The following is a 26,099-nucleotide window of genomic DNA, read 5'->3' on the forward strand; positions in this document are numbered from 1 at the left end:
AAATGGATATTTTATTAGCCAATCCACGTGGTTTTTGTGCTGGGGTAGATCGTGCTATCAGCATTGTATCGCGTGCCTTAGAGCTTTTCCCACACCCCATTTATGTTCGCCATGAAGTTGTGCACAATAAATTTGTGGTGGATGGTTTACGCCGAAGTGGCGCGGTATTCGTGGATGAGCTGGATGAAGTGCCCGATGATCAAATTGTCATTTTCAGTGCGCATGGCGTATCGCAAGCGGTGCGCGAAAATGCCAAACAACGCGGCTTAAAAGTATTTGATGCGACCTGTCCTTTAGTCACTAAGGTACATATGGAAGTGACACGTGCCAGCCGTAAAGGCACCGAGTGCATTCTGATTGGCCATGCTGGCCACCCGGAAGTCGAAGGCACCATGGGGCAATACAGCAATGCGGCGGGTGGTATCTATCTGGTGGAGTCGGTAGAAGATGTGCAGCGTCTGCAGGTAAAAAATCCACAGCAGCTGAGTTATAGTAGTCAAACCACGTTATCGGTAGATGATACTGCCGATGTGATTGATGCGCTGCGTGCCCGTTTTCCGGATATTGAAGGACCACGCAAAGATGATATTTGCTATGCTACGCAAAATCGGCAAGATGCGGTACGTGAGTTAGCGGCTAAAGCTGAACTTATGCTAGTGGTTGGCGCAAAGAATAGTAGTAACTCCAACCGTTTGCGTGAATTAGCAGAAAAGCTGGGCTGCACCGCATATTTAATTGATACTGCAAATGATATTCAGCAAAGCTGGTTAACTGGCATTAACCGGGTTGCGGTCACCGCGGGCGCGTCGGCACCAGAAGTGCTGGTGCAAGATGTGATTAGCCAGTTAAAAATGTGGGGCGGCAAAACAGTCACTGAAACAGTGGGCCGGGAAGAAAATGTGGTGTTTGCTATACCCGCTGAGTTACGTTAAATAAGACGGGAAGGTTAACCTAGAGGGGAAACGCCTTGCACAAACATCCGCTGACCCCGCGTTATGAGCTGCAATTACCTGACTTTACGCAGGCTGCACCACTGCTAAGAGTGGTGGTGTTTTCCCAGATATTAGCGTTATTGCTTACGTTAGCCTCGGATGCCCAGCAGGCGTTTTGGTTGCGATTAGGGCTAACCAGCCTATTGGTGCAATGGATTAGTTTAGTCAGCAGCCTGGTGTTTTCGCGTTTACGCCCTTTTTTAAAGCACGCCAGTGTGTTTCAGTTAGCAATTGCCGTATTGCTACTGTTAGCACTGGTGACCTTTATCTCGTCTGCTGCTGCTTACAACGTGTTGGCCAGCCAAAGCGTCACACTGAATTTTATTCATTTTGCCTTCAATAATGTGCTGATTGCAGTGCTTGTCGGGTTAGTGCTGATTCAATTTTTAATTATGTATGATGAACTGGCCCGCACAATTAATGCGCAGCATCAGGCAAAATTGAGTGCGCTACAAGCGCGTATTCGTCCCCATTTTCTGTTTAACTCGTTAAATACCGTCGCTGAGCTTATTCATACTGATCCCCCGGCGGCAGAGCAAGCTTTACTGAATCTGGCTGATCTGTTTCGTGCAGCAATGGCCAGCGCTGAGCGGATCAGCTTGCAAGACGAGCTAGCATTGTGCCAACAATATTTGTCACTTGAGCAGTGGCGATTGGGCAACCGATTACAGGTTAATTGGCAGATTTCAGAAAAGATCCCGGCTATTCTGTTACCTGCCTTGACGATACAACCTTTAATAGAGAATGCTATTCAATATGGTTTTGAAACACGGGTTACAGCTGGGGTACTTGATGTGACGGCTTACTTAGGTAAAAAACAGCTCAGTATTGTGATTGAGAATCCGATTGCGGAAAGTCATGATAAGCATGTTAAAAATGGTATTGCATTAAGTAATATCAGACAACGTTTGCAGCTTTGCTTTGGCCAACATGCGCAATTAACGACCTACCAACTGGCTGACATTTATCGGGTAAAATTAGTGTTACCTCTGGAGGGCGCATGAGAGTCCTAGTGGTTGATGACGAACCGCTGGCTCGCGCCCGATTGCAGCGCTTATTGGCTGATATTAGCCAGGTAACCTGGGTGGGAACCGCTGAAAGTGCCGAGCAAGCATGGCTAGCTTTACAACAGCACCAACCCGATGTGGTTTTACTTGATATTGATATGCCCGAGCAAGATGGCTTAACCCTAGCTGGCCGCTTTAATCAATTGGCGTTACCGCCAGCGATTGTGTTCGTTACGGCGCATCCTGAACACGCCTTGCAGGCATACCAAGTGTCTGCCGCCGATTATTTATTAAAACCTGTGGTTGCGACACGTTTAGTCAGCAGTTTACAAAAAGTGGGGATGCATACACGTGCGCACAAACTCACTCAGGTGGCGCTACAACATGCTGACATCAGTACCGCTAAATTAACGTATCAAAGTGGCAATACAACAAAAACTATCGCCTTACATCAAATTTATTATTTCAGCGCAGACAGTAAGTATGTGAAAGCAAATTTTCAGCAGGGTGAAGCCTACCTTGATCTTTCACTAAATGAGCTGGAACAACGTTATCCAACCTTAGTGCGTGTTCATCGTAGCTATCTTCTGAATCCTCATTACTTTGCGGCCTTGAAACAACGCCTAGGCCAATATGAAATTTTGTTAAAAGAGAGTACCGATATCTTGCCAGTAAGCCGACGGGCATTGGCGCTGGTTAAGCAACGTTTACAGCGTTAAAACGATTGTTCTCATACGCCCATTCTTTTACCGTTTATCGGAGATTTCGGCCGCTTGTCCTTATGCTAGTTGGGTAAGTTTTTAACACAAGATATAGTTATCGTGTGTTAGTAATCTAGAGATGTAAATGCATGCGCCGCCTAGCAGGTTTTACGCTAATTGAATTAATGATCACGGTAATCGTATTGGGTATTGTGGCCAGTATAGCAGTACCGTCTTTTATTTCATTGCTACAAACAAATCAATTGTCTGGCCAAGTTAACCAATTTGTTGGTGCGCTAAATGCGGCAAGAACGGAAGCCATTAAGCTTAATCGGAACGTGGTGTTATGTCACAGCAGCGATGGCGCCACGTGCTCCGCGCCTTCAAATGATGGCTGGACTGGCTGGCTGATTGGTATTGCCCCCGCACGTCCACAGACTGGCATTGTCGCAAATACGGTGATGGCTTCGGGTTTTTTACTGTCAAATCGGTTAACTGTTAATACCAGTGATAGCATTGCGGATACCAATTCCGAAATCCGTTTTTCACCGCAAGGGTTAGTGAGAACGACTGCAGGAGCGCCACTCAATGGGGCGTTACGAGTCTGTTTAAGTGATACTTCTATCGAAAATAATGCGCGAGATGTCGTTATTCGCTCTGGTGGGCATATTGCGGTAAATGCCCTTGCCAGTAATGCCTGTGCGGTCCCCTAAGGAGTTAAGTATGTCGCAGATCCGTTCTTTACATAAACAAGCAGGGATTAGTTTTTTAGAGGTGTTGATCTCTGTTGTTGTGCTCTCGATTGGTTTATTAGGTATTGCAGGCTTACAAACTATGAGTTTAAAAAGCACCAGTATGGCGCATGAAAGAGCGATGGCCGTTATTTTAACCGATACCCTATTTGAAGTTATGCGTGCCAATAGCGATGCAGCGCGGGCGGGTGCCTTTGATATGGATTGTAACTCACCGGTTGCCGGAACAGAGCAGTGGTTTGAAGATGTGAAAGCAGCCACCTCGCCACAAACCTGTGCTTTGGTAGAGTGGAATAACGGGGTCTATACCGTCACGATCAATTGGAATGATCAACGTATGAATGCGCAATCGGTGATTGTGATGGAAACTCGGCCATGAAATATCAACGCGGGGTGACATTAACTGAACTGCTTATTGCCTTAATGTTAGGTATTTTGCTATTGGGTGGCGTATTAGGGGTGTATTTGTCAAATCAAACCACTGCCAGAACCACAGAGGATTTGTCTAACTTACAAAACCGCATCCGTTTGGCTTTTCAGGTAATGTCTTATGATTTACGTAGTGCCGGGTTTTTAGGTTGTAACAATTCAGAGCGCGTGGTTACCGTGGTCCAGGTTGCAGGTGCGATACCCGCTTGGCTAAATTGGCAAGGTGGGTTGGTAGGCGCCGCGCCGGAGGCAGCAAACAATAATAATGAATCGATTCGAATTATGTATGCGGCTGGTCAAAGTAGCAGTGTGGTCTCGCATACGCCGCCGTCATTTCAGCTCAATCAAATACCTGAATTGGCTGTGAATGATTTAGCCTCGGTGTGTGATGAAACGCTGACCTCTATTTTTCAAGTGTCTGCTATTAACGCGCAACAGGTACAACATCAAGCCGTGGGGCTAAATTGTTCTGCCGATCTTGGCTTTAGCAATCCTTTCGTCTGTGCAAATCCTCGTCCAAGAGTCTATCCCGCTGATGCTATGTTACTGCGGTTTGAATCTATACGCTGGTTTGTGGCACCAAGCCAAGTGGATGAAAATTTTAATTCATTATATCGCGAAGTGATTGTTGCCGGTGTGCCAGTAGCCGAAGAAGTACTCTTTGGGGTAGAGCGGTTAAGTTTTGCTTATCAAATACGCAATGCCCCTTTTGGCCCTGTCGCCTTTACTGCTGCATTAGATATGACTCAAGTCACAGGAGTAAATGTAACGGTTTTATTAGCCGATGAAGCCTATCAAGCCATTGATATGGAAGAAAGTATCCGAACAATTGAATTTTTTGTATCTATTAGAAATCGCTAGAGGTAATTATGCGAACAGCTATTTCTGCCCAGCGCGGCATCGCGTTAATTGTCACCTTGTTGTTATTAGTAGCAGTTACTGTTTTAACCTTATCAAGTATGCAACGCTCGACCATGCAAGAACGTATGACATCTAATTTATACGAGCATCAATTATATGTACAACAAACCGAATCTGCGTTGCGAGCGGCTGAGAATGTGTTGGCAGGCTTACTACCTAATCCGGCAACAGCAGCAGGCGTACAGGTAGGGTTTTATGGAATACCTATTGCTGGACAAATTGATCGTTGGAGTGATCCCGCAACGATTTGGCAAGCTGCGCCAGACAATAATGCGATGTTAGATTTACCAGCACAATATATTATTGAATATGTTGGTGATTGGCCATCACCTATTGCGCCAGATTGCGACAGCGCCACTACTATCGAAACAGATTGCTTATCACCCACGTTTAGAATTACAGCACGTACCCAACCAGCAGATAATCGCCCAGGCGTGACGATGCAAACTATCTGGCGTTTATAAGGCGAGTAAGGACAATATTATGCGAGCGTTGACGAAAAAAACACTGTGGTTATTGGCCAGTTTTAATTTGGGTGTGACGATATCGGTATCAGCCAACACCCTGGCGATTCCTAATGTACCCTTACAAACGGGCAGCGATGTGCCACCCAATATTATGTTTATACTCGATAATTCTCTGTCTATGAGTTTGGAGTATATGCCAGATGAAGTTAGCGCCGGTTGGCGGGGTAGTAGTGCGGCAAATTCAACGAATATAACTAACCCTTGGTATTTTTCCTCCAAAGTGAATACTATTTATTACGATCCAGATGTAACTTATACAATACCTGCTGGATCACAATATGTGCCAAGTTATAATTCGGCGAGGCTTGATGGTTTTTTAACTTCGACTGCATATGATTTGAGTAGAGCATTTGTGCATAAGTATGATGAGTGGAATTCAACGTACACTAACTATGTTGCTGGTGCTAGGGGGAATTTAAACTTTGCTAAAGGGGGGTTTTATTACAGATTTATTTCAACCTTGCCAAATTGTAATGGTAACGAGCGTTCGGCAAATTGTTACCAATATGTCTCTTTGAATAATGCCTCTGCACAACAGAAACAAAATTTTGCTATTTGGTACTCTTATTACCGAAGCAGATTATTATTATCAAGGTCAGCTATTATTGATGCTTTTAGTACTATACCTGACAATGTTCGGGTGGGGTATACTGATATAGAAACTAGACCCGGAGTGATAAGTGATGTTATGGAGTTTTCAGGAGGGGGGCGAACTAAGCTTATTAATTGGCTTCGGAGCTACGGAGTAAATAGCCTTGGCACTTACACGCCACTGAGGGGAGCCCTTAGTGTTGCAGGAAATTATTTCAGTAGTGAAACGCCATATCTTGTTGATCCGCAAAGAAGTAAAAGCGCATCAAATCCTGTTGTAAGTTGTCGACAGAATTTTGCTATTTTGATGACAGATGGCGCATGGAGTACATCAAATGCATATGATTCAGGGAACTTTATCAAAGTCGGTAACGTAGATGGCGACAGATATTCTAATACCTTAGCAGATGTTGCTCGTAATTTTTACATTAAAGATCTTTTGCCATCGCTAACTAATAATGTACCAAAACGAAAAACATCTTCGCCAAATTGGCAGCATATGGTTACATTTGGAGTTGGGCTGGGTGTTGATGGTACTTTAAACCCAAGTGTTGCAAAAAATTATGCTCCGAATGATAGCAGATGGCCAGATCCTTTCCATACTGCTAATTTGAATTTAGCCCTTAAATATAGAACTGATGATTTATTGCATGCTGCTGTAAATAGTGACGGTGGCTTTTTTAGTGCAAAAGACCCTAAAACTTTTAGTACTCAGCTCGCTGAAGCACTTAAAAGTATCATAGAAAGAACAGCCTCTGCATCTAACCTTGCAGCGACATCAACGTCTTTACAAGAAGAAAATAGTGTTTTCCAAGCCTCGTTTGATACCACCAATTGGAGTGGTAATTTAGTGAGTCGTGATACAAAAGATCTGTCAATACAATGGTCAGCAAATTTTGCGCCTTGGGCCGATCGCCCCATTTTCACTAGTCGAACAACAGGTAGCACCACGACTAAATTTGCGTTTAATTGGGCAAATTTAAATAGCGCTGAACAAACCGCACTAGAAAGTGCCAATATCGTTAATTACTTAAAGGGCGATCGTGCGAATGAAAAGCCTGCGGGTACCTTACGGCAACGGTTTTCATTATTAGGGGATATCGCTCACTCGTCTCCTGTTTATGTTGGTGCTCCGCAAAACCGTAATTACCAGCGTTATAGCTGGGATGGCGCTAGTAGTTACGCCGCTTTTTTAGCAGCGAAAAAAGAGCGTGCACCTATGGTTTATGTTGGGGCTAACGACGGTATGTTGCATGGGTTTGATGCTAATCTAAGCAGTTCAACCAAAGGCCGTGAATTGTTTGCTTATGTGCCGCAGCGTATGTTGACCGCGTCGGCACAGCTGTCCTCTTTTGCTAAAGAAACCTATGCGCATCGCTTTTATGTTGATGGTTCGCCTACTGTGGGTGATGTCTATATTAATGGCGCTTGGCGTTCGGTGTTGGTAACGACATTGGGTCGTGGTGGTAATAGCATTTTCGCGTTGGATGTGACTGATCCAACCAATATAAGCTTACTGTGGGATCTTAGCATTCCAGAGCTAGGCATCATGACTGCAAAACCGGTGATTACGCGCTTAAACAATGGTCGTTGGGCTGCGGTAATGCCCTATGGTTACAACAACACGTCCAACAAAAATGGCCTACTGGTTATTGATATTGCCAATGGCACAACAACAGCGAAGTTAGAAGTACCTGCAGCGGCTGGGGCTTTAGGCCAGCCTGAAGGCTGGGACACAGACCGTAATGGTAATACCGATTGGTTTTTTGCGGGTGATTTAAATGGTAATGTTTGGAAATTTGATTTAGCGAATGCATTACCGGGCAGTTGGCGCGTAGCGTACAGCAATGCGCCGCTATTTACTGCAAGAGATGCCACCAATAAAGTACAACCCATTACGGGCGGTATGACACTGTCCAGTCATCCGCAAACCGGCCAGTTGTGGTTGTTTTTTGGCACAGGTAAGTACTTAGAAACGGGCGATAGTTTAAGTAATGATCCACAAAGCTGGTATGGCATCGTTGATGGAACCACCGCTATTAGTGGCCGTTCAGAGTTAGTGCGTCGAATCATTACTAATACGACCTATACTAATGGCAGCGTATCAGAGCAAACGCGGACTGTCTCAGCCGCTACCACGAATGATATGGTGAATAAACGTGGTTGGTTTATGGATTTAATTGATGCTCGGGAGCGTGTGACCTCGAAAGCGAGAATGGTAGGCAGCAATCTGATTATGAATACGATTATTCCGGATTCTGATTTGTGTAATCCACAGGGCGATGGCTGGGTAATGGCGGTAGATCCGTTTAGCGGCAGTCGCTTAAAATATCATTTGTTCGATCTATCTGGCGATGGTGAATTTAATAATTCCGATGGTATTAACTCTGGTACTTCGGCTAATCCAGTGATTGATGTAGCCAGTGGCTTACGCTTTGAAGGTATGCCAGGTGAGCCCGTATTTGTGGGTGAGCAAATGTTTGTGGGGGATTCGCGAGTTGCCATTGATTCGCGTGTAGTTAATTTGCAATTAAGGCGCGGTCGAATTTCGTGGCGCGAGGAAATGAATTAATGCGTAAAAGTAAAGGTATTACGTTAGTTGAGCTGATGGTGGCAGTCGCGGTAATTGGTATTTTGGCGTCGATTGCTTATCCTTCTTACCAAAATTATGTGCTGCGGGCAAACCGTGCGGCAGCAACCGCCTGTTTAATGGAGCTGGCGCAATTGATGGAGCGCAACTATATGCAAAGCATGAGTTATAACTCAAATGGATCTGTTTTGCCCGCAACGCAATGCCAGCAAGAGTTAACGGCGCGCTATACCTTTGCGATTGCCGCGATAAGCGCTCGAACTTTTACTTTAAGCGCGGCGCCTACATCGCTTCAAAGCGATGGCTGCAATACGTTAACGTTAAACCAAGCTGGTCAAAAAGGGGCAAGGGGTGTGACTACCGCCGCTGCTGTGCAAGCCTGTTGGTAACGCTCATTTTATCAAAAAAATTACAAATTTAATTTGAATTTTTAACCATGGCTGCTAAGGTTATTTACTCAAGGGTTTATAACCGAGGTCGTTATGGAACACCAACGCGGTGCAACATTGATCGAAGTTTTGATCACTTTGTTGATTCTTAAAATAGGGCTGCTAGGGGCGTTGGCTGGGCAACTGTTTGCACTTAAGGTGGTTACAGATGCCAGTCAACGTACCACTGCCGTTGCCCTCTCTCATGAAATTGCGCAACAGTTAGCGACCTTCAATCGTACTGCTACTAGTAGTGATTTTACGGTGCAGACTATCACATCTAATCTGAATTGCTCTAATGCTGCGCCCTGTATGTACGCAGAGGCCAGACAATATTTGCTTATGCGTTGGCAACAAAAATGGTTATCACCCAATTCAAGTTATGGGGTGCTGTTCGCGCCCACTTTTTGTATTCAACAACAGGCAGGGCAGTTACAACTTAAAGCCAGTTGGCGGCATCATGCGGCACTCGCGCAAGCTACCGCCAACGATTGTGACGTTGTAGACGGGCGTTCTGTTTTGCATCTGCAATAAGGTATGAACTATGACGGCCAGGCAAGGAGGCTTAAGCTTAGTTGAATTGATGATTGCGATGGTGTTAGCGCTAGTGTTGCTAGGGTTAGTGTTAACCGCTTTTAGGGTAATGCATAGCACCGCCATCCAAACGCGTCAGTTAGCTTTTTTACAGCAAAATGGACAGCTGGTCCTTAATTTACTGCATAACGAGTTACAAAACAGTGGCTTTTGGGGCGGACAGTCTTTACATCATATTCGTCAAGCTGCAGCACTTGGCATCCAACCAATGCCAGATTGTGTTGCTGCTGATATAGACAGTGGCAGTTTTCCGCAGCCAAATCAGCCTTTTATTAATGTGTTTGCAGCGGTGGCAACTGGCGGTCGACAATTAAACTGTTTGAATGATCTATTGCCAGCGACTGAGTTTATTCAATTAAAGCGTAATATTGGCGAAGCTGTTGCCCCAGATGCGTTACGTGCTAATCGATTTTATCTACAGAGCGATTGGCAGCAAAGTCGTTTTGTGACACAAGACAACGTTGATCATGATGCCAAGCATGTGTATCCCTATCAACATGTGGTGTTGTATTTACAGCAGCAACAACAGCAAGGACAATCTGTACCCGTACTTATGCGGAAACGGCTGGTAAGAACGGCTGCAGGAGCCCCTAGAATGGCTACCGATTCTGTAATTGACGGTGTTGAGCGTTTGCATTTTGAGTTTTTAATCGATAGTAATTTAGACGGTCGACCTAATTACACCCTAGCAACACGCGATATGACTAATGCGCATTGGTTACAGCACGATCATCGCATTGTTGCTGTGCAATTTTATGTGTTACTGCGTACCACAGAGCCAGATCCTCGTTATCGTAATACCCAACATTATCAATTAGGTAGTGTTAATTTTTATGCCACCAATGATCATTATCGACGTTTGCTGTTAAGTGGCGCCGTATATTTTGAAAATGCTGTTTTGGCAGATTTATAAGGAGTAGCGTTACCCTAGCAGGAGGAAAAACGATGAAAAACCACGGTATGGTTTTACTTACTACATTAATCATTTTAATGATTATGTTATTGCTTGTGAGTAGTAGCTTATTTATTAGTCAAATAAGTCTGAAGTCGGCGCAAGCCGCGCAGCAGCAATTACAATTAGATCATCAAGCGCAAACACAGCATTTGCGGGGTGTAAAGCAACTGGCACCTGCAACGATTGAGCAAGGCATTTTTGATTTACCAACTTGCCCAGGTGTATACGCCGCTTGGTCAGATACCCATTTACAATGTGAATTGTTATTGCTTGAAACAAGTTTAGAAAGCCAAGCTGCGCCGTTGATCACTCGTTACAATAGCCTAGTGTTAAGAAAACGTGTGCGATTACCGGAGGGCAAATAATGAGATACCTCTACTTTGTTTTGGTTTTTATGAGCCATTTTACCTTTGCACTTTGCCCCCCTGAGCGTCCTGAACCGGTTCGTATTACGCTAACACAGCAGCACACATTACAGGATAGTTGGCTGATGTTTGGGGAAACTGCGGATCATTCATCGCAGTTACAACTTTGGGAGGGTTATCCAGGACGATTACGTGCTCAGCTCGATTTACAAAACGCTGGTTTACCCACCCAAGTCCAAGCAAAACCCTTGATTGAGGATGCAAATTTAGATGGGGTAGCTGATTTCTTTTGGATTATGGGGATAGACGGGCAGTTATGGCGTTTAGGATGGCAAGGTGGACAGTTTTTGCCACCACAATTGATGGCGGATTTACGTGATAGTGGGCTAAAATTTTTGGCCAGTGCAGGTTTACTGCGCACGCGTTTGCCAAGCACTTTAGCACCTTTAGCGTGGCGTCAGGCCGAACAGCAGTTAGCACTTTTTATTGCGCGTGATATGGTGAGTGGGCATGATACCTTAGTGATGCTGCGATTCGCACTAAATCACACAACAGACAATATTACTCAGTTTAGTTATTTACAAGATAGAACCTTGCTCACTGCTCATGAGCAAACCAACCCGTTAGCCGCTGATGATTGGCGCGCTTTGTTGGCAAATGCAGGCTGGTATGTACAGTTTCCAGGGAAGGTCAGTGCTACGCCGAATGTGATTGCAGGGGTAATTTATGCGCCCGTTGCGAATACGGTTCATCCTGACGCGTGCGTCACTGAACAGACTGAGCAAACGCTATATGCTCTGAACCTTCACACTGCTGCACCGATTTACGCAAAACGACATCAATCTATACCCTATGTGCCAGACGCTAACTTGGCTTTAGCGACAGATGTAAATAATCAGTTGGTACTTGTACTTAGTGTCGACGATGTATCCATTCCTGTTTTAGACAATTTGCTGAAAATAAGTAAAGCTTGCCATGATTGTACTGAACCTCTTGAATTAGATAAATATCCCTTATGGCGACGTTTAGCAACCTATCGAAGTGAGTTAGGAGCCTATTGATGCGAATGCAGGGGCTTAGTTTGATAGAATTGCTGGTGGTGGTGGTGCTTGTTGGCATATTAAGCAGTATTGTGTATCCCTCCTATCAACAATATGTATTACGCAGCTACCGTGCAGAAGCCATGAGTAATTTGTTGGAAATTGCAAACCGGCAAGAACAACGATTGCTTGATGCGGGGGAGTACTCGTCTGACTTAACGCTGCTCGGGATCCCTACGGGATTCAGTGTGTCTGGTCGATATCGCTTTCGTGTTGATTTGTCGAACGATAATCAAGCCTATACACTAGAGATGCGCGCACAGGGCCCACAGCAAAAAGATGCCGAGTGTTTGCAGTTTACCATTAATCAGCTTGGGCAACGTAATGCGGGGCTGGCTGAGTCTGTTTCTTGCTGGTATTAACGTTGAAAGCATCATCTAATCACATTTTACGCGAAAAATAGTCTGTTTAAAAAAGCGTACCAATTAGCTTATGTTATTCAGCCTACTAAAGGCTCTGTAACGCATCACACTGGGCAACTTTCTTGGTATTGGCTAATGCGATTACGACCGGCTTGATTTAAGACTAAGCGATAATGCCATTGGTAAGGTGCAGGAGGGCAATAGTAAAATGTGCCGTTTTCTAACGCATCTAAACTGCCATCTCGACGAAACTGCAATTGTTGGCGATTATAGTGTAAGCGATGCGTGCGGTGAATTTGAGGAATGGTGCGAAGATGCTGCTGCTGTTGGGTTAGCGGATTAAGAAGCGTAAGATGCACGGGATCGGTTTGCCAATCTCCCAGACAACGATGATTACTCATCGGGCACACTTTTACCGGTAATTGACTGCTGCTCGCTTGGATCCGTGCATAATGCAAGTGACGGCTAAATTGCTGCATATAACTGCTGGCTCGCTGTTTATGCACAAGTTCATTCAGAGGTGGGGTAATAATACCCAGCATAATGACCAGGATCAGTATAGTAATTAATAGCTCAAGTAAGGTTAAGCCACGGGCAAACATAGGCTACACTCCACAGTAAGATGATACTGAAGTGTAGCCTAATTGTATATTTATGTAAAAAATTGTTTGTCTTTTTACCGCGTCAGACTTAAGACTTAAGACTTAAGACTTAAGACTTCAGATTTCAGACTTCCGACCTACTTGCTCTGGCTATCGTATATCGTGGGGATTGGCTGCCGTTTATGTTGCGTTTTTTGGTAGATCTGAATTAATCGCTCTGCCACCGCGGTGTCGACAGCCTTACCTTCTAAGAAGTCATCAATTTGTTGATAGGTCAGACCCAGCGCAGCTTCATCCGCTTTTTGTGGCGCCATACATTCCAAATCAGCTGTCGGCGTTTTCTCGACCAGTAATTCTGGCGCACCTAACTGTCGTGCTAATGCGCGTACTTGACGTTTACTTAAACCGAATAAGGGGGCAAGATCACAGGCACCATCGCCCCATTTGGTATAAAAGCCGGTAATGTTTTCGGCTGAATGATCGGTTCCAAGTACAAGCCCGCCTTGGAGTGCAGCAATATGATATTGCGCTAGCATGCGAGCGCGTGCTTTGACATTGCCTTTAGCAAAATCGATTTGTGCATCGTGTGGTAAGGTCGCATTTGCATCACTAAGGCCTATAGCCGTAGCACTGTGAAGCGCATCGGCTGCTGCTTTAATGTTAACTGTCACCGCTTGGCTAGGCTGAATAAACCGTACAGCTAATTGTGCTTCTTCTTCATCTTTTTGCACGCCATAAGGTAAACGAACCGCGATAAAGCGATAGGGATTATTAGATGAGGTGGCATTAAGTTCATCAATGGCTAACTGCGCTAAACGGCCGCAGGTGGTGGAGTCTACCCCGCCGCTGATCCCCAGTACCAGCACCTTTAATCCGGCTTGCGTTAAAGTCTGTTTGATAAAATCGATTCGCCGACGAATTTCAAAATCAACATCTATGTGCGGCAGCACCCGCATTTCTTGAATAATTTGTTGTGCAATACTCATAATAGCCTCATTAACTGAATCGTTGTTGCTGGTGCGAGAACCTATTTATCTTAACGTATCTGCTGCAAAGAAGATCAACTAATTAGCGCAAACTACTGAAGCCTCTTAAGGTTTGGGTATATACTATAAACATCTGGGGTAAAAATACGACGGTCTTTTTATGAAAAAAATTGAAGCAATTATCAAACCTTTTAAGTTAGACGATGTGCGCGAAGCGCTCGCCGATATCAATATTACTGGTATGACGGTGACTGAAGTAAAAGGCTTCGGCCGGCAAAAAGGCCATACGGAATTGTATCGTGGTGCCGAATATATGGTCGATTTTTTACCTAAGGTGAAGCTGGATATTGTTGTACCAGACGAGCAAGTCGAACGCTGTGTTGAGGCCATCATGAAAACCGCTCAAACTGGCCGAATTGGTGACGGTAAAATTTTTGTGTTTGACGTTGAGCGTGTTATTCGCATCCGCACCGGCGAAGAGGATGAAGAAGCCATCTAGGATCTGTTGTGCTGTTCAATTAAATGTAAAGCGTAAGCTTAATCGTTAAACAGTGTAAGCTGGCGTTCGGAAACCCGCTTGCGCTGTTCAATAGGCCTACTACGACTGGCATGTCGTTTTACAATACGTTTCTTTTGCTCGGTCCAACAGGCTCTATTAGCTGCAAGCCAGAGTTTTAAACGTTCTCGCGCTAATTTTATTGCCCGTTCCGCCGTGATAATGGGGGCGGGGTAATCGACGCCAAGCAGGCAACCATACTGCTGCTGTTGAGATTTCGTCAATAACCAAGGTTGATGCAGCCAACTGGTGGGAATATGCTGTAATTCGGGGAGCCAGTGGCGAATAAAGCGGCCATCGGGATCTTTTAGCAGGCTTTGTTTTACCGGATTGTACATGCGGTTTGGATTAATCCCTGTGGTGCCGGCTTGCATTTGAATTTGTGGGTAATGGATCCCTGGTTCATAATCTACAAAACACTGTGCTAAGTGTAAGGCTACAGGCCGCCAATGTAACCAAAGATGATAACTCGCAAACGCCACTAACATTGCCCTGCCTCTAAAATGTAGCCAACCGGTGGTACGCAAAGCACGCATAGCGGCATCAATTAAAGGATAACCTGTTTCGCCTTTTGCCCATGCTGAAAAAAACTCGGCAGAAAAATCGTTTTCTCGCAAGCCATCAAAGCCGCGATGCATATTTCGCGCTTCAATTTCGGGCTCGTCTTCCAGTTTTTGGATAAAGTGGCAATGCCAGCGTAATCGGCTGTAAAACGCATCCAAACCTAATTGTTGTTTGGTATTCGTTGCTGCTTTTCGATGCTGCCAACTTTCTTGCTGTAACGCGCGCATGCTGAGCATGCCATAGCTTAAATATGGGCTGAGGCGTGAACAGCTATGTGGCGCTTTTGCGGCATACGAAATACCGCCTCGATACCCTAGAACACGATCCTGTAAAAATGTGTTAAGTGTAGACGAGAGTGCTGTTGCACGTTGTGCTTGGCTACAAGGTACCAAATCAATTTTACGCTCGGGCCAAGGTAAAGGCGCTTGCCAATTTGTATGGCAAATAAACGGTAACGAAACAGGGGTAGGATATAGAGGGGCGGTTAACCAGGCATCGGCTTGCTTAAACCAATGATCACGATTGGCCAGTGGTCTAAAGACAGCAAATTGCTGGTATTGATGCCAAGGAATAGCCCGTTCTTGCCAAAATTTTGCGACAGCGAGATCGCGTTGATAACTCCATAAATTCCCCGTTTCTTCATGACTGTAAACAGCACTGATCGGAAATTGTTGTAATAAATCGCGAAATACCCGACTGGCTGCACCATAAAATACTAACAGTGGTTGGCCCAACTTTTGGAATTCATGCTGTAATTCGGTTAGCGCGTCGCTAATAAATGCCCAATGCCGCAAAGAGGTATCGGGCTGTTGCCAATAGTCAGGCTCAACAATATAAACCGGTAACACCGGCTCACCCTGCTTTGCGGCATGGTATAACGCAGCATGATCCTTTATGCGCAAATCCCGCTTAAGCCACAATAAATGCATAGGCTAATCGAGTTCAGCTAGCCAATTACGCCAATGTGCAGGCAATGTCGTACCCGCAACAGGACGATGTGCTTGTTTACCTTGCGCGGTGAGGTCCGGCAGCATCTGTTTTACAAACTGCGCCTGTGGATCATACATGATGGCTTGTTTGATGATATTGAATGGCCGAGCTTCGCTGTTGCCATAACCAGCAATGTAAGCCCAATTACCCCAATTACTCGCGGGATCATAATCAAGTAAACGTTGTTCAAAATACGCAGCGCCGACACGCCAATCAAGCTGCAGATCGTGAATTAAATAACTTGCGACATTTTGACGGCCACGGTTACTCATCAATCCGCTTTGATTTAGCAACACCATATTGGCATCAATAAAAGGCACGCCGGTTTCGCCTTGGCACCAACGACTAAACAGCTTTTGTTGCTTTGGCGTGAGCTGAGGTAATTGAAAATCGGGTTGCCCATGAATACCGGTCCGGCTAAACCAGCGACTTTGGTATTTGCGCATTTGCCATCGAAAAAATTCGCGCCACAATAATTCAAATTTTAGCCAGTAGGTTGAATCGTTAGCACGTACCTGTTCTTCAAAAGCCACGATTTGTTGCCACAATGCCCGAACCGATAAACTTCCAAGTGCCAATGGCGCGGAAAAAAAACTCGCATAATCGGCACCACTAAGCCCATTACGGGTGTCTTTATAGTGCAATATATGCTGTTGTTGCCAAATGTAGTGCTCAACACGTTGCCAAACTGTCGCCTCATCAAATGACGGCATGGTAGGGGCGGTAAGTGTATGCTCATCACGGCTGGCCAACGCGATTAATGTTTGCCAATTGGAACTGAGCGCATCAGCTTGATCGGGGGATAGCCATTGCTGTGTTGGACGGCGTTGAAACAGGGGGTGAGCCGGACTAACCTGAAGTAAGGGTTCTAGAGTTTTTCGAAAGGTCGTAAAACGATCAGGCATGCTTTGAAAAGCGGGGCGCAAGCTTGATCCCAGCAAACTGTTTACATCGTTTAGTTCCACTTGTATCTGTGTTTTTAATCGCGAAAACAGCTGGTATTCTTCTGGGGCTGTGGGTTCTGCGGCAACAATGCGATCGGCGTTTAGCTGTTTCGCGAGCTGGAGTAGTGCTTGGCTGCTGTTACCAAAGCATAACACTAAACCAATTTGCTGTTGTGCCAGTTGCTGTTTTAAAGCGGTAATGGTGTCAATCTGTGCCCGCAAACGTGACAAATTAGCACGGTTTAGGCCATATTGTTGGCCAAAAAACTGTTGGCGTGTCAATGTTACAACTGCACATAACTCGCCTTCTACTTGGGTTAGCAGTGGATTGTCTTCTAAACGTAAGCAATGATTTAGTAAAACCAAGGTTCCCATTAAAGTTGCTCCACATGAATTAATATTTCTTGTGCTTTCAAACGAAGCGCCTGTTGTTGTTCGGGGCCTTTGGCTTGCCAATTTTTGTAGGCGAGTTGTAAACGTGCATTCTGCCCTAAGGTGGTAGCATTACGATCCAAAAAGTCCCAATAAAGGGCGTTAAATGGACATGCCTTTTCGCCAAGGCTCTCTTTGACGTTGTAATGGCAATGCTTACAATAGTTACTCATACGATTTATGTAAGCGCCACTGGCTGCGTAGGGTTTTGACGCCAAGATGCCACCATCTGCAAATAGTGCCATACCAAGGGTGTTCGGAAGCTCCACCCATTCATAGGCGTCGCAATACACTGCAAGATACCAATCGGTAACGTCTTTGACACTGAGTCCCGCGAGCAAGGCAAAATTGCCCGTTACCATTAAACGCTGAATGTGATGGGCATAGCTGTATTCCAATGTTTGGCTGATGGCCTGTTGCATGCAGCGCATCTTGGTATTGCTATGCCAGAAATAAGCTGGTAGCGGGCGTTCAGCCTGCAAGAAATTATTATCAACATACTCTGGCATTTTTAGCCAATATAAACCTCTGACATATTCGCGCCAGCCAATAAGTTGCCGGATAAAGCCTTCAGCCGCATTAAGATTAACGCGCCCTTCTTTCCAAGCAGCTTCGACCTTTTGACACATCCAGCGCACGTCTAATAAGCCTGCGTTTAGGTACATGGAGCAAATGCTGTGAAACAGAAATGGTTGATCGACTAACATTGCATCTTGATAATCGCCAAATTTGGCAAGTTGATGCTCAACAAAGTGTAAAAACGCGCTCCGGGCATTTTTACCCGTAACGGCGTAACGGAAATTTTCAACTGCGCCAGGATGATCAGCAAAATTCTGGTCAACTAATTGACAGACAGCTTCTGTAATCTCATCACGCTCAAAGGCCAAGGGGGGAATTTGCGTGATATCAGGCGGGCAGGCTTTACGATTTTCTTTATCAAAATTCCACTGACCACCAACAGGTTGTTGTTGTTGATCAATTAATAGGCCAGTGTGGCGGCGCATAAGCCGATAAAAATATTCCATGCGTAATTGTTGCCGATCCGTTGCCCACTGCGCAAACATACTGATAGAGCAGATGTAGCGATCATCCTCAAGTATGCTCACCGGGCGATTAAAACGGTTTTCCCAACTGAGCAATTCTTGTTGTAAACGATACTCACCACATTCAGTAACAACAATTTTAGTGATAGCGGTTTGTTGTAATGCGTAATCGACGGCATCCGTTATGCTGTTAACAATAGTTTCGCCATAGGCAAGATAGCAGACGTTAAATCCCTGTTGCCGCAGCACAGCGGCAAAATGGCGCATGGCACTAAACAGCAAAATAATTTTATGTTTATGATGCTTAACATAGGTGGCTTCACGATTAACTTCAGCCATAAGGATCAGATCGTCTGGTTTAGCCTGCCGTAAACTGGCTAGGGCTGGGCTAAGTTGATCGCCAAGTATTACAATAAGTTTGGGCATAAGCATTCGTACACAAAGGTAATAGTGTTAGTACGTTTTAGCTGGCATATTCAGATCAGCTAAGGCATTGCGACGAAACAAAAAGTCAGTATGATAAGTAAAACATGAATTTGAGGTATCACATTATGCAAAAAAGTTACGCTATTTTCGCACTGTCGGCCTTGTGGCTAAGTTGTCAGAGTGTGGCATTAGCTCATCCTAAGCCAACCGATACAGTAGAAACCCCTGATACGTCTACCACGCAACGTGTTAGTCAGCAACAACCGTCATCGCACGATCATGCTCATGATGAAACGCATCAGCATGATGAAAAACACGATCACACGCATGATCATGATCACGGCCACGATCATAATGACGACTTTACCCAACTTGGGACACATGTGCATGGCGCGGCTACGCTAACAATGGTGCTTGAAGGCAATGAGTTGCAACTAGCACTGCAATCGGCTGCTTATAATATTGTTGGTTTTGAGCATGCACCTAAGAGCAGTGAGCAAAAACAAGAGATCGCCTTAGCATTAGACAATTTAGCGCAAGGCAACTGGTTTAGCCTGAGCGCAGAGGCAAACTGTGAAATTCAAACCAGTGATGCAAATACAGATTTAACGGAACCGGGCTATGCTGGGCATGGTGATTTCTACGCCAATATAAGCCTGTTGTGTCAACGGCCTGCACTGTTGCAACAACTGGAGTTAAGTTTATTTAGCTTAACGCCTGCCTTAGAAAAAGTGGATGTGCAATGGGTATTAAATGGTCAACAAGGTGCCGCATCGGCAACGCTGAGTTCAGGCCCTTTGCGTTTTTAACACACATATCTTTGAATTGTTTTCCTTAAACAAAGAAATGAAAAACGGCTGTAACATACAGCCGTTTTTGCGTAATACTCTTCAGAGACATGAGCCTGAAGAGAGAGTCTAATGACGTAGAGCTAAGTAGAATAGTGTCAGGCAGTATAAGGTGCCATTATCACTGTTATTTACCACGTGTACTCTTCGACTTTGTCTGCTTTCATACTGTAAGCCGCGTTAGCTAAATCATGAGAGATACTATCTGTGGTAATAGTGCCGGTGATCCAGAATGGAGAATAGATCATGTCGGCCTTTAAATTAGATGCGCCGCTCACATAAATAATTTGATTAGGTGGCGGTGGCGGCACATGAATGCAAGCACCAAAATACGGAACCAAAAAGAAACTGGTCACGTTTTGGTCTGCGTCAAACTCCAGCGGCACTATAAAGCCGGGTATTCTGATTTTGGTATTGTTATATTCCGGTTTTACTTTGGCTGATTGTAATATTTGCTGCCACGCTTGAGCCGATGGATCATCACCGTTGTAATTATCATCAAAGGGAGAGGGCTGACTATAATCGTGCGCAACTTCCGGCATTGCCATTAATGCCTTTAGATCTTCCTCTGGCATTAAATCAGTCCATTCTATGGTTTTAACTTCACTGGCGTGTAAGCTTAGCGCGAAACATGCGGCCAGCACCCCAGAAAACGCAACAGACAACTTATTGAACATTGGAGCTTCGCCTCTTAATTTTGCATAATACCCAAATGAGATATTCACTATCATAGCATGCACAAGGGAGTACCTGTGACCACCAAGCTGAAAATTCCTGCTATTGAACTCAAAGAGGTTATTTTTTGGTATAAGCCAAACGGCTGGCAATTGCAGATACCTGCATTAACCTTAGACCATGGCCAACATCTGTTTATTCGTGGTGCCTCGGGAAGCGGTAAAACCACCTTATTAAATTTATTAGCGGGCATAACGCAGCCCAATCAAGGGGAGCTATGGGTGCAGGGACAGCCATTACATCAGTTACGTGCAGCAAAGCGCGATAAATTGCGTGCTGCCCAAATTGGCGTGGTGTTTCAGCAGCTGAATTTAATTCCTTATTTAAGTGTACTCGACAATATTTTATTGCGCGCGAGCTTTGCCGGTAAAACGGGCACAGCTTTACAACAGCGAGCTACTGCGTTGTTAGAGGCTTTGGGGTTAGCAGCGTCGCTGTGGCAGCAACCGGCCAGTGCACTGAGTGTGGGGCAGCAACAACGTGTTGCTATTGCACGGGCTTTACTCACTGAGCCGGCGTTATTGATTGCGGATGAACCCACGTCGGCCTTAGATGCCGATAATCGAGATGCGTTTATGCGGGTATTACTCGCTGAGGCAGATAAATGTGGCACCACAGTTATTTTTGTTAGTCACGATCAGCAATTAAAGTCGTATTTTAAAGTTGAATTACAGATGGCGAATTTAGCGCAAGGAGTCGTGGCATGTTAATGAAATTAGCCCGGCTTAGTTTATGGAATCGCAAAGCAACAGCGTTTATGACGTTGTTGTCATTAACGATAAGTTTAGTCTTGCTATTAGGTATCGATCATATTCGTAAGGAGGCACGCAACAGTTTCACCAATACGGTATCCGGTACCGATCTTATTGTGGGCGCTCGCTCTGGGCAGTTGAACTTGTTACTTTACTCCGTATTTCGTATTGGTAATGCGACTGCAAATGTCAGCTGGCAAACTTATGAACGTGTTGCTAAGCATCCGCAAATTGCTTGGACTATTCCGCTTTCATTAGGTGATTCACATCGCGGTTATCGCGTGTTAGGCACTAACCAGAGCTATTTTGAACATTATCGTTACGCTAATCAGCAATCGTTACACTTTGCACAAGGCGCTGCCTTTACACAGGTGTATGATGCGGTGCTCGGCGCTGAGGTGGCCAAGCAATTAGGCTATACCTTGGGGCAAGAAATTACGCTGGCGCATGGTATCGGCGCGGTGAGCTTTTCTGAGCATAAAGATAAACCGTTTACGGTTACAGGAATATTGGCGCCAACGGGTACTCCGGTTGATCAAACTGTTCATGTGAGTTTAGAAGGTATTGAGGCCATCCATATCGATTGGCAACAAGGTGCACCGATGCCCGGTCGTCAGGTGAGTGCGGCTCAAGCATTGGATATGGATTTAACACCAAAAGCCATTACCGCCTTTATGGTTGGACTGAATTCGCGGATGGCGACCTTTGTGGTGCAGCGCCAAATTAATGAATTCCGAGGTGAGCCGTTATCTGCAATATTGCCAGGCGTCGCCTTAGCCGAGCTCTGGCAAATGCTAAGTATGGTTGAAAACATGCTCTTATTAATCACCTTAATGGTACTCGTTGCGGGGTTAGTCGGCATGATGACGACATTATTAGCCTCTATGCGGGAACGGCAGCGCGAAGTCGCCATCTTGCGTGCGGTAGGGGCTAATCCTTGGTATCTCTTTTGGTTAATTCAGCTTGAGGTGTTGTTATTAACCGTGCTTTCCATGTTGGCCGCGGCATTATTTCTGGTAATCAGTTTGTGGGCTATTCAAGATACGTTGGCCGCGCATTATGGACTATTTATCAGTGTTAATCCCTTTAGCCTGCAAACCTTGTATTGGGCAGCAGCTATTTTGGTGGCTACTGCGGTGTTAGCCTGTATACCCGCGTTTGCTGCTTATCGACGTGCGCTAACCGATGGGTTAAGCGTTCGAATATAATAAAGGATCTGTATGAAATTATTTATGGTTTATCTTGGTGGGTCTGCACCAGGTGCTAATATTGAACTGCATGATGTACGTTTTGTGGTGGGTGAACATATTGTTGATACCTATCCACAACTACGCGCCCAATGGTTTGGGCAAGTGAAAGGGTTGCACCTCGACAGTTATCTTGCCTTGCAACACATCGATGGCTATGAGATCACCTTGGTCACAACGCCCATAAAACAAGATGTTAAACTGTATTTTGTGAATTTTGGTGGTTATTATCCGAATAAAATTGCCGAGCAACACGATTTTACAGTATGTGTAGCACGTTCTGCTGCAGAGGCAAAAGCCAAGGCTAAAGCCAGTTTGCTCACTGATGCGCAAAGCCAACATAAAGACGATTTGTTGATGTTGGATGAGTGTTTATCTATAGATGAAGTAAATGGTTATTATATTCAGTTACAGGCCAAGGGGCACAGTCAACCGTTAATACCTGACTGGTCAGGGTATGAGGTGATTGGTTAAGCGCGGCGGTTTCGTCGCCGCGTAATGTTCGCCACACCCAACTCAGCGTGTCAGAGAGTTGTAAATTTCTTGGAAGCCGACGGGCATTCATGTCGGCTTGCTCTGGCACAACAAAACTAAAGGCATATTGTTGCTGTTGTCCCATTCGCAAATCGGTAATCACCACGTCATCGCCTATGCGTTCCAGTGCATAAAAACCATGCGTAAATGCAGCCAGTGTTTGCACATCCGGATGTAGCTGAAAGTCGCGATACAGCTCTAAATCAAGAGGGTGTACCACAAATTCAATGTTTGTTTCTTTTTCTAAAATAGAATAAAACCCTTCGTAATATGCGGTATCTGTCATTACCACAACTCGCCAAAGCAGTGTATTCATGGCAGTAGGTAACACAATCACTTGATTATAGGGTTTACCTGTCAGTTGTTGTTGGACCGTTTGAGTAACATGCTGTTGAGCGGCAATACTCCACAACAAATAACAGCTCGAAAACACTAAACCTGCGGTATTCGCGGCCAGTGAGCTACGTCCTTTCACTATCACCCAACCTAAACCAAACAATAATGGCAAGGTATAAAGCGGATCAATAATAAAGAGACTGCCAATCCCAAAAGGATAATCGCTAAAAGGCTGCGCCAATTGTGTTCCATATATTGTCATCGTATCCAGTAATGGATGCGTGATTAATACAGCCCAGATCGCCAGTAACCACTGACGATAGTTTGCGAGCTCATTATGGATTTTGCAGATAAGCAGGGCTAATAAGGGAGAAAGCAGGGACAGATAAAATAACGAGTGGCTGACACCACGATGTTCCACCATATTACTCAGATCATCGCCATAATCCACAAACACATCTAAATCAGGCAGCGTACCCGCTAGGGCGCCCCAAAGCGCAGCTTTTTTAACTGAGCTACGTTTGCCAACTACTGCCACGGCCACAGCAGAGCCGAGGGCAATTTGAGAAAGTGAATCCATGCGTTAAAACTCGCTGTTTAAATTATATCGAAGAGAGCGTATCGGTCTGCGGAGCATCAGATTGCTGCAATTGTGCCGCTAATACCTTAAAGAGTAATTGATAGTCGTTACAGAGGGTTTGTAAGCTACGATCAATATCCAAATAGTAGGCTGCTCTTTTGCCATTTAGTTCAATGGGCTGACTAATTTGTTCAAATTGAAATCCTACCCGATTAAGCATTCTGGCCAACGCTGGGGCAATGGCTGCATAAGCGTGCTTCAATTGCATCGCGCGGGCCTCTTCCAATGCCGCTAGATATAATCCTGCTGAGATATAACGAAAATGGGCTTGTTGATCGAGATCACTGACAGCGGCGATGTGAGACAGCTGCGGGTTTTGTTGGCTTTGCATATTTTTTCGAAACGGTGCGGCCACGGCCAATCTCGAGAGTTCGAAAATTTGTTCTCGGGCAAATGCCGATGGGTGTAAGTCGGAACGAATAAATTGCCCTTGAAAATAGTGTTCAATAGGCAGTTTTTGACTGTCATTGAAACATTCTATCATCCGCAGTGTGCCGGCAATGGTGTTGCTGTTACGATGCTCTAAAAAACAATGGATCGAATGCTGATCGAAGCTGTCGTATTCAATGCCTTCAGGTCTAACCGGCTCATAGCCTAATTCTTCACAATATACCCGATGTCTTAATCGATATACTTTGGTACGTTCAGTGGCATTTATAGCCTTTTTAACCTGAAAGTCTGCAGTAAACCGCTCAATCCAATGATTAGAAGCGATGGTGTTATTATAAACAACATGTTCAGGCGCCGAAAATAAAGCAGAGGCAGCCTGTTGGTTTTGGTACATAGCTTAACCCTGAACACAATTAAGGTTTGAAAAATGCAACAGTAATACTTATTACTGTAAGTAAAATCCCTATGTTAGTGATTACAAACTTCCGTATCTAGGCTCTACTATGCAGACTCTTGTGAAAGAGATCAAATAAGAAAAGTGTTTTTTTTATGCTTTTCAGCAAATTTTGTGCTGAAAATGCTGAAAATAGACATTAAATTAATTAATTACCGATTTTGGATTTTATGATACATCTTAACGATTTTTTAGAGGCGATATATTTTATTTGATGTTGCTAAAACAAAAGGCCAGCATTTCTGCTGGCCTTTGTTATGTGGTGGAGCTGGCGGGAGTTGAACCCGCGTCCGAAAAACCTACGTCGTCGGTACTACATGCTTATCCAGTCGTTTAGTTAACCCTATGAGCGCCGGCTGGCAGGCTATCGTCGGGCGAGTCCGATTGGTTTTAGCATCTTGGCTCCGGACAAAGCCGCCATGCGATCCTGTTAGGGGTGATCTTCCAGAGTCTCAGCTTACAGGCATGCGTGAGGGGAAGAGCTATCTACTGCCTATTAAGCAGCGATTGCGTAGTTTTCGTCGTTTGCGACTAGTTTTTTGCGGCTTTTTTACGAGGCCTACCGCACCTCGGCATGCACCTAAGATTTCGTGAATCCCGTCGAATCCAGAATCAGCCCCGAATTCTGAGGTAAATCACTTACACCTTGAGTGAAATTTTATTGTACTCGGCCATCGATGAAATAGCTAGAAACTTTATACTGTATGCTTAAACAATCAGCGTTTCGAGTGCTTCATCATCCGCTCTTTCTCGCGTGACCAATCACGGTCTTTAATATCATCGCGTTTATCAAAGCTCTTTTTACCTTTAGCCAGGTGGAACTCTAATTTTACCCAGCATGCCTTCCAGTACATAGCCGTGGCAATTAAGGTGTAGCCATCGCGTTCTTTCAAGCCAATAAGCTTTTCTATCTCGCGTTTATGCAACAGCAGCTTACGGCTGCGCTCCGGGTCGCACACCACATGGCTGGAAGCACTATTTAATGCTTGAATTTGCGCGCCAAATAAATACGCTTGGCCATCATTTAAGATGACATAAGAATCCGACAGATTTACTTTGCCCTGTCGAATGCTTTTTACTTCCCAGCCTTGTAAGCTGATACCTGCCTCAAAGCGATCTTCCAGAAAATATTCATGTCGGGCTTTTCTGTTTAAAGCAATGGTACTGTTTTGCTTTTTGTTCGTTTGTTTTTTACTCATAATTCACTTTTTATAGCTGACAAGCGAGTTTTGCTTATGCGATCAAGGTGGGCTGCTTTGCGCTGCAACTTTGTTGCCTCGCGTTCTTCTGATACAATCCGCAGCCT

At 44.9% G+C, this 26,099-nt stretch carries 28 protein-coding genes and 1 other RNA gene; 19 read left to right on the top strand and 10 right to left on the bottom strand.

Features of this window, described 5'->3' with window-relative positions; genetic code table 11:
* The first annotated feature begins 2 nt into the window (after positions 1-2).
* From ispH to IE070_RS03280, 14 genes are all read left to right on the top strand, one after another.
* Positions 3-932: a 4-hydroxy-3-methylbut-2-enyl diphosphate reductase gene (gene ispH / locus IE070_RS03215; RefSeq protein ID WP_189480410.1), complete on the top strand. Its 930-nt coding sequence runs from the start codon at positions 3-5 to the stop codon at positions 930-932.
* Between the two features lie 35 nt (positions 933-967).
* A complete protein-coding gene (locus tag IE070_RS03220; protein WP_189480412.1) occupies positions 968-1,996 on the top strand; it encodes a sensor histidine kinase in 1,029 nt (342 codons plus the stop codon).
* Positions 1,993-2,718, top strand: a complete 726-nt coding sequence (locus IE070_RS03225; RefSeq protein ID WP_189480413.1) for a LytR/AlgR family response regulator transcription factor — start codon at positions 1,993-1,995, stop codon at positions 2,716-2,718. Before IE070_RS03220 ends, IE070_RS03225 begins: the two co-directional genes overlap by 4 nt.
* Positions 2,719-2,849: 131 nt before the next feature.
* Positions 2,850-3,413, top strand: coding sequence for a GspH/FimT family pseudopilin (locus tag IE070_RS03230; protein WP_189480415.1), 564 nt, complete (start codon positions 2,850-2,852; stop codon positions 3,411-3,413).
* Between the two features lie 10 nt (positions 3,414-3,423).
* Positions 3,424-3,831: a type IV pilus modification protein PilV gene (gene pilV, locus IE070_RS03235; RefSeq protein WP_189480417.1), complete on the top strand. Its 408-nt coding sequence runs from the start codon at positions 3,424-3,426 to the stop codon at positions 3,829-3,831.
* Positions 3,828-4,742 carry a PilW family protein gene (locus tag IE070_RS03240; protein ID WP_189480419.1) on the top strand — a complete coding sequence of 305 codons (915 nt, stop codon included), beginning with the start codon at positions 3,828-3,830 and terminating at the stop codon, positions 4,740-4,742. Before pilV ends, IE070_RS03240 begins: the two co-directional genes overlap by 4 nt.
* Positions 4,743-4,750: 8 nt before the next feature.
* The gene (locus IE070_RS03245) at positions 4,751-5,266 is read left to right on the top strand and encodes a pilus assembly PilX family protein (protein WP_189480421.1); all 516 of its coding nucleotides are present in this window, start codon (positions 4,751-4,753) and stop codon (positions 5,264-5,266) included.
* Positions 5,267-5,285: 19 nt separating this feature from the next.
* Positions 5,286-8,492 carry a pilus assembly protein gene (locus IE070_RS03250; protein WP_189480423.1) on the top strand — a complete coding sequence of 1,069 codons (3,207 nt, stop codon included), beginning with the start codon at positions 5,286-5,288 and terminating at the stop codon, positions 8,490-8,492.
* A complete protein-coding gene (locus IE070_RS03255; RefSeq protein WP_189480425.1) occupies positions 8,492-8,899 on the top strand; it encodes a type IV pilin protein in 408 nt (135 codons plus the stop codon). The genes IE070_RS03250 and IE070_RS03255 overlap by 1 nt, the downstream gene beginning before the upstream one ends.
* A gap of 93 nt (positions 8,900-8,992) precedes the next feature.
* The gene (locus IE070_RS03260) at positions 8,993-9,472 is read left to right on the top strand and encodes a prepilin-type N-terminal cleavage/methylation domain-containing protein (protein WP_189480427.1); all 480 of its coding nucleotides are present in this window, start codon (positions 8,993-8,995) and stop codon (positions 9,470-9,472) included.
* 10 nt (positions 9,473-9,482) lie between these two features.
* Positions 9,483-10,445 (top strand): PilW family protein, encoded by a 963-nt coding sequence (locus IE070_RS03265; RefSeq protein ID WP_189480429.1) that lies wholly within the window; start codon positions 9,483-9,485, stop codon positions 10,443-10,445.
* Positions 10,446-10,477: 32 nt separating this feature from the next.
* The gene (locus tag IE070_RS03270) at positions 10,478-10,852 is read left to right on the top strand and encodes a hypothetical protein (protein ID WP_229796903.1); all 375 of its coding nucleotides are present in this window, start codon (positions 10,478-10,480) and stop codon (positions 10,850-10,852) included.
* Positions 10,852-11,913: a hypothetical protein gene (locus IE070_RS03275; RefSeq protein ID WP_189480431.1), complete on the top strand. Its 1,062-nt coding sequence runs from the start codon at positions 10,852-10,854 to the stop codon at positions 11,911-11,913. The genes IE070_RS03270 and IE070_RS03275 overlap by 1 nt, the downstream gene beginning before the upstream one ends.
* The gene (locus IE070_RS03280; RefSeq protein WP_189480433.1) at positions 11,913-12,314 is read left to right on the top strand and encodes a type IV pilin protein; all 402 of its coding nucleotides are present in this window, start codon (positions 11,913-11,915) and stop codon (positions 12,312-12,314) included. The genes IE070_RS03275 and IE070_RS03280 overlap by 1 nt, the downstream gene beginning before the upstream one ends.
* Positions 12,315-12,418: 104 nt before the next feature.
* On the opposite strand, the gene IE070_RS03285 is transcribed toward IE070_RS03280, so the two are convergent.
* The gene (locus IE070_RS03285) at positions 12,419-12,916 is read right to left on the bottom strand and encodes a GspH/FimT family protein (RefSeq protein ID WP_189480435.1); all 498 of its coding nucleotides are present in this window, start codon (positions 12,914-12,916) and stop codon (positions 12,419-12,421) included.
* A 137-nt stretch (positions 12,917-13,053) separates the two neighbouring features.
* Complete coding sequence (gene nadE / locus IE070_RS03290) at positions 13,054-13,896, bottom strand: NAD(+) synthase (protein ID WP_229796918.1); 843 nt, start codon at positions 13,894-13,896, stop codon at positions 13,054-13,056.
* A gap of 166 nt (positions 13,897-14,062) precedes the next feature.
* Between nadE and glnB the strand changes: the two genes are divergently transcribed.
* Positions 14,063-14,401 (top strand): nitrogen regulatory protein P-II, encoded by a 339-nt coding sequence (gene glnB, locus IE070_RS03295; protein WP_189480438.1) that lies wholly within the window; start codon positions 14,063-14,065, stop codon positions 14,399-14,401.
* A gap of 38 nt (positions 14,402-14,439) precedes the next feature.
* Here glnB and IE070_RS03300 read toward each other — a convergent pair whose 3' ends face one another.
* Genes IE070_RS03300 through IE070_RS03310 form a run of 3 tightly spaced genes read right to left on the bottom strand, consistent with a single transcriptional unit; the run spans position 14,440 to position 18,857 of the window.
* A complete protein-coding gene (locus tag IE070_RS03300; protein WP_189480440.1) occupies positions 14,440-15,951 on the bottom strand; it encodes an FAD-binding domain-containing protein in 1,512 nt (503 codons plus the stop codon).
* 3 nt (positions 15,952-15,954) lie between these two features.
* A complete protein-coding gene (locus IE070_RS03305; RefSeq protein ID WP_189480442.1) occupies positions 15,955-17,331 on the bottom strand; it encodes a DASH family cryptochrome in 1,377 nt (458 codons plus the stop codon).
* On the bottom strand, positions 17,331-18,857 hold the full coding sequence (locus IE070_RS03310; RefSeq protein ID WP_189480444.1) for a cryptochrome/photolyase family protein: 1,527 nt from the start codon (positions 18,855-18,857) through the stop codon (positions 17,331-17,333). Before IE070_RS03310 ends, IE070_RS03305 begins: the two co-directional genes overlap by 1 nt.
* Positions 18,858-18,982: 125 nt before the next feature.
* Here IE070_RS03310 and IE070_RS03315 point away from each other — a divergent pair, with 125 nt between their 5' ends.
* Entirely contained in the window at positions 18,983-19,666 is a 684-nt protein-coding gene (locus IE070_RS03315; RefSeq protein WP_189480446.1) for a ZrgA family zinc uptake protein, read from the top strand.
* A gap of 170 nt (positions 19,667-19,836) precedes the next feature.
* Here the strand turns inward: IE070_RS03315 and IE070_RS03320 are convergent, their stop codons facing one another.
* Positions 19,837-20,382, bottom strand: a complete 546-nt coding sequence (locus IE070_RS03320) for a DUF3299 domain-containing protein (RefSeq protein ID WP_189480448.1) — start codon at positions 20,380-20,382, stop codon at positions 19,837-19,839.
* 75 nt (positions 20,383-20,457) lie between these two features.
* On the opposite strand from IE070_RS03320, the gene IE070_RS03325 reads away from it, so the two are divergent.
* The 3 genes from IE070_RS03325 to IE070_RS03335 are packed head-to-tail and all read left to right on the top strand — an operon-like array spanning position 20,458 to position 22,913.
* Entirely contained in the window at positions 20,458-21,150 is a 693-nt protein-coding gene (locus tag IE070_RS03325; RefSeq protein ID WP_189480450.1) for an ATP-binding cassette domain-containing protein, read from the top strand.
* The gene (locus IE070_RS03330; protein ID WP_189480452.1) at positions 21,144-22,400 is read left to right on the top strand and encodes an ABC transporter permease; all 1,257 of its coding nucleotides are present in this window, start codon (positions 21,144-21,146) and stop codon (positions 22,398-22,400) included. The genes IE070_RS03325 and IE070_RS03330 overlap by 7 nt, the downstream gene beginning before the upstream one ends.
* Before the next feature lie 12 nt (positions 22,401-22,412).
* On the top strand, positions 22,413-22,913 hold the full coding sequence (locus IE070_RS03335; RefSeq protein ID WP_189480455.1) for a DUF1543 domain-containing protein: 501 nt from the start codon (positions 22,413-22,415) through the stop codon (positions 22,911-22,913).
* On the opposite strand, the gene IE070_RS03340 is transcribed toward IE070_RS03335, so the two are convergent.
* The 4 genes from IE070_RS03340 to smpB form a co-directional block, all read right to left on the bottom strand.
* Positions 22,816-23,889: a metal-dependent hydrolase gene (locus IE070_RS03340; RefSeq protein ID WP_189480457.1), complete on the bottom strand. Its 1,074-nt coding sequence runs from the start codon at positions 23,887-23,889 to the stop codon at positions 22,816-22,818. The two genes, IE070_RS03335 and IE070_RS03340, sit on opposite strands and share 98 nt — an antisense overlap.
* A gap of 22 nt (positions 23,890-23,911) precedes the next feature.
* Entirely contained in the window at positions 23,912-24,733 is an 822-nt protein-coding gene (locus IE070_RS03345; protein WP_189480459.1) for a PEP-CTERM/exosortase system-associated acyltransferase, read from the bottom strand.
* Positions 24,734-25,053: 320 nt separating this feature from the next.
* Positions 25,054-25,413, bottom strand: a transfer-messenger RNA (tmRNA) gene (gene ssrA, locus IE070_RS03350).
* 96 nt (positions 25,414-25,509) lie between these two features.
* Positions 25,510-25,992 carry an SsrA-binding protein SmpB gene (gene smpB / locus IE070_RS03355; protein WP_189433565.1) on the bottom strand — a complete coding sequence of 161 codons (483 nt, stop codon included), beginning with the start codon at positions 25,990-25,992 and terminating at the stop codon, positions 25,510-25,512.
* Positions 25,993-26,099: the final 107 nt, after the last annotated feature.

Source organism: Alishewanella tabrizica, assembly GCF_014652375.1.
Lineage (GTDB): Bacteria > Pseudomonadota > Gammaproteobacteria > Enterobacterales > Alteromonadaceae > Alishewanella > Alishewanella tabrizica.

Excerpts from the sequence above, each read along its gene's own strand:
- ispH (WP_189480410.1), top strand. The coding sequence starts at position 3 with ATGGATATTTTATTAGCCAATCCACGTGGTTTTTGTGCTGGGGTAGAT.
- IE070_RS03225 (WP_189480413.1), top strand. The coding sequence starts at position 1,993 with ATGAGAGTCCTAGTGGTTGATGACGAACCGCTGGCTCGCGCCCGATTG.
- IE070_RS03230 (WP_189480415.1), top strand. The coding sequence starts at position 2,850 with ATGCGCCGCCTAGCAGGTTTTACGCTAATTGAATTAATGATCACGGTA.
- pilV (WP_189480417.1), top strand. The coding sequence starts at position 3,424 with ATGTCGCAGATCCGTTCTTTACATAAACAAGCAGGGATTAGTTTTTTA.
- IE070_RS03240 (WP_189480419.1), top strand. The coding sequence starts at position 3,828 with ATGAAATATCAACGCGGGGTGACATTAACTGAACTGCTTATTGCCTTA.
- IE070_RS03245 (WP_189480421.1), top strand. The coding sequence starts at position 4,751 with ATGCGAACAGCTATTTCTGCCCAGCGCGGCATCGCGTTAATTGTCACC.
- IE070_RS03250 (WP_189480423.1), top strand. The coding sequence starts at position 5,286 with ATGCGAGCGTTGACGAAAAAAACACTGTGGTTATTGGCCAGTTTTAAT.
- IE070_RS03255 (WP_189480425.1), top strand. The coding sequence starts at position 8,492 with ATGCGTAAAAGTAAAGGTATTACGTTAGTTGAGCTGATGGTGGCAGTC.
- IE070_RS03260 (WP_189480427.1), top strand. The coding sequence starts at position 8,993 with ATGGAACACCAACGCGGTGCAACATTGATCGAAGTTTTGATCACTTTG.
- IE070_RS03265 (WP_189480429.1), top strand. The coding sequence starts at position 9,483 with ATGACGGCCAGGCAAGGAGGCTTAAGCTTAGTTGAATTGATGATTGCG.
- IE070_RS03270 (WP_229796903.1), top strand. The coding sequence starts at position 10,478 with ATGAAAAACCACGGTATGGTTTTACTTACTACATTAATCATTTTAATG.
- IE070_RS03275 (WP_189480431.1), top strand. The coding sequence starts at position 10,852 with ATGAGATACCTCTACTTTGTTTTGGTTTTTATGAGCCATTTTACCTTT.
- IE070_RS03280 (WP_189480433.1), top strand. The coding sequence starts at position 11,913 with ATGCGAATGCAGGGGCTTAGTTTGATAGAATTGCTGGTGGTGGTGGTG.
- IE070_RS03285 (WP_189480435.1), bottom strand. The coding sequence starts at position 12,916 with ATGTTTGCCCGTGGCTTAACCTTACTTGAGCTATTAATTACTATACTG.
- glnB (WP_189480438.1), top strand. The coding sequence starts at position 14,063 with ATGAAAAAAATTGAAGCAATTATCAAACCTTTTAAGTTAGACGATGTG.
- IE070_RS03300 (WP_189480440.1), bottom strand. The coding sequence starts at position 15,951 with ATGCATTTATTGTGGCTTAAGCGGGATTTGCGCATAAAGGATCATGCT.
- IE070_RS03305 (WP_189480442.1), bottom strand. The coding sequence starts at position 17,331 with ATGGGAACCTTGGTTTTACTAAATCATTGCTTACGTTTAGAAGACAAT.
- IE070_RS03310 (WP_189480444.1), bottom strand. The coding sequence starts at position 18,857 with ATGCCCAAACTTATTGTAATACTTGGCGATCAACTTAGCCCAGCCCTA.
- IE070_RS03315 (WP_189480446.1), top strand. The coding sequence starts at position 18,983 with ATGCAAAAAAGTTACGCTATTTTCGCACTGTCGGCCTTGTGGCTAAGT.
- IE070_RS03320 (WP_189480448.1), bottom strand. The coding sequence starts at position 20,382 with ATGTTCAATAAGTTGTCTGTTGCGTTTTCTGGGGTGCTGGCCGCATGT.
- IE070_RS03330 (WP_189480452.1), top strand. The coding sequence starts at position 21,144 with ATGTTAATGAAATTAGCCCGGCTTAGTTTATGGAATCGCAAAGCAACA.
- IE070_RS03335 (WP_189480455.1), top strand. The coding sequence starts at position 22,413 with ATGAAATTATTTATGGTTTATCTTGGTGGGTCTGCACCAGGTGCTAAT.
- IE070_RS03340 (WP_189480457.1), bottom strand. The coding sequence starts at position 23,889 with ATGGATTCACTTTCTCAAATTGCCCTCGGCTCTGCTGTGGCCGTGGCA.
- IE070_RS03345 (WP_189480459.1), bottom strand. The coding sequence starts at position 24,733 with ATGTACCAAAACCAACAGGCTGCCTCTGCTTTATTTTCGGCGCCTGAA.
- smpB (WP_189433565.1), bottom strand. The coding sequence starts at position 25,992 with ATGAGTAAAAAACAAACGAACAAAAAGCAAAACAGTACCATTGCTTTA.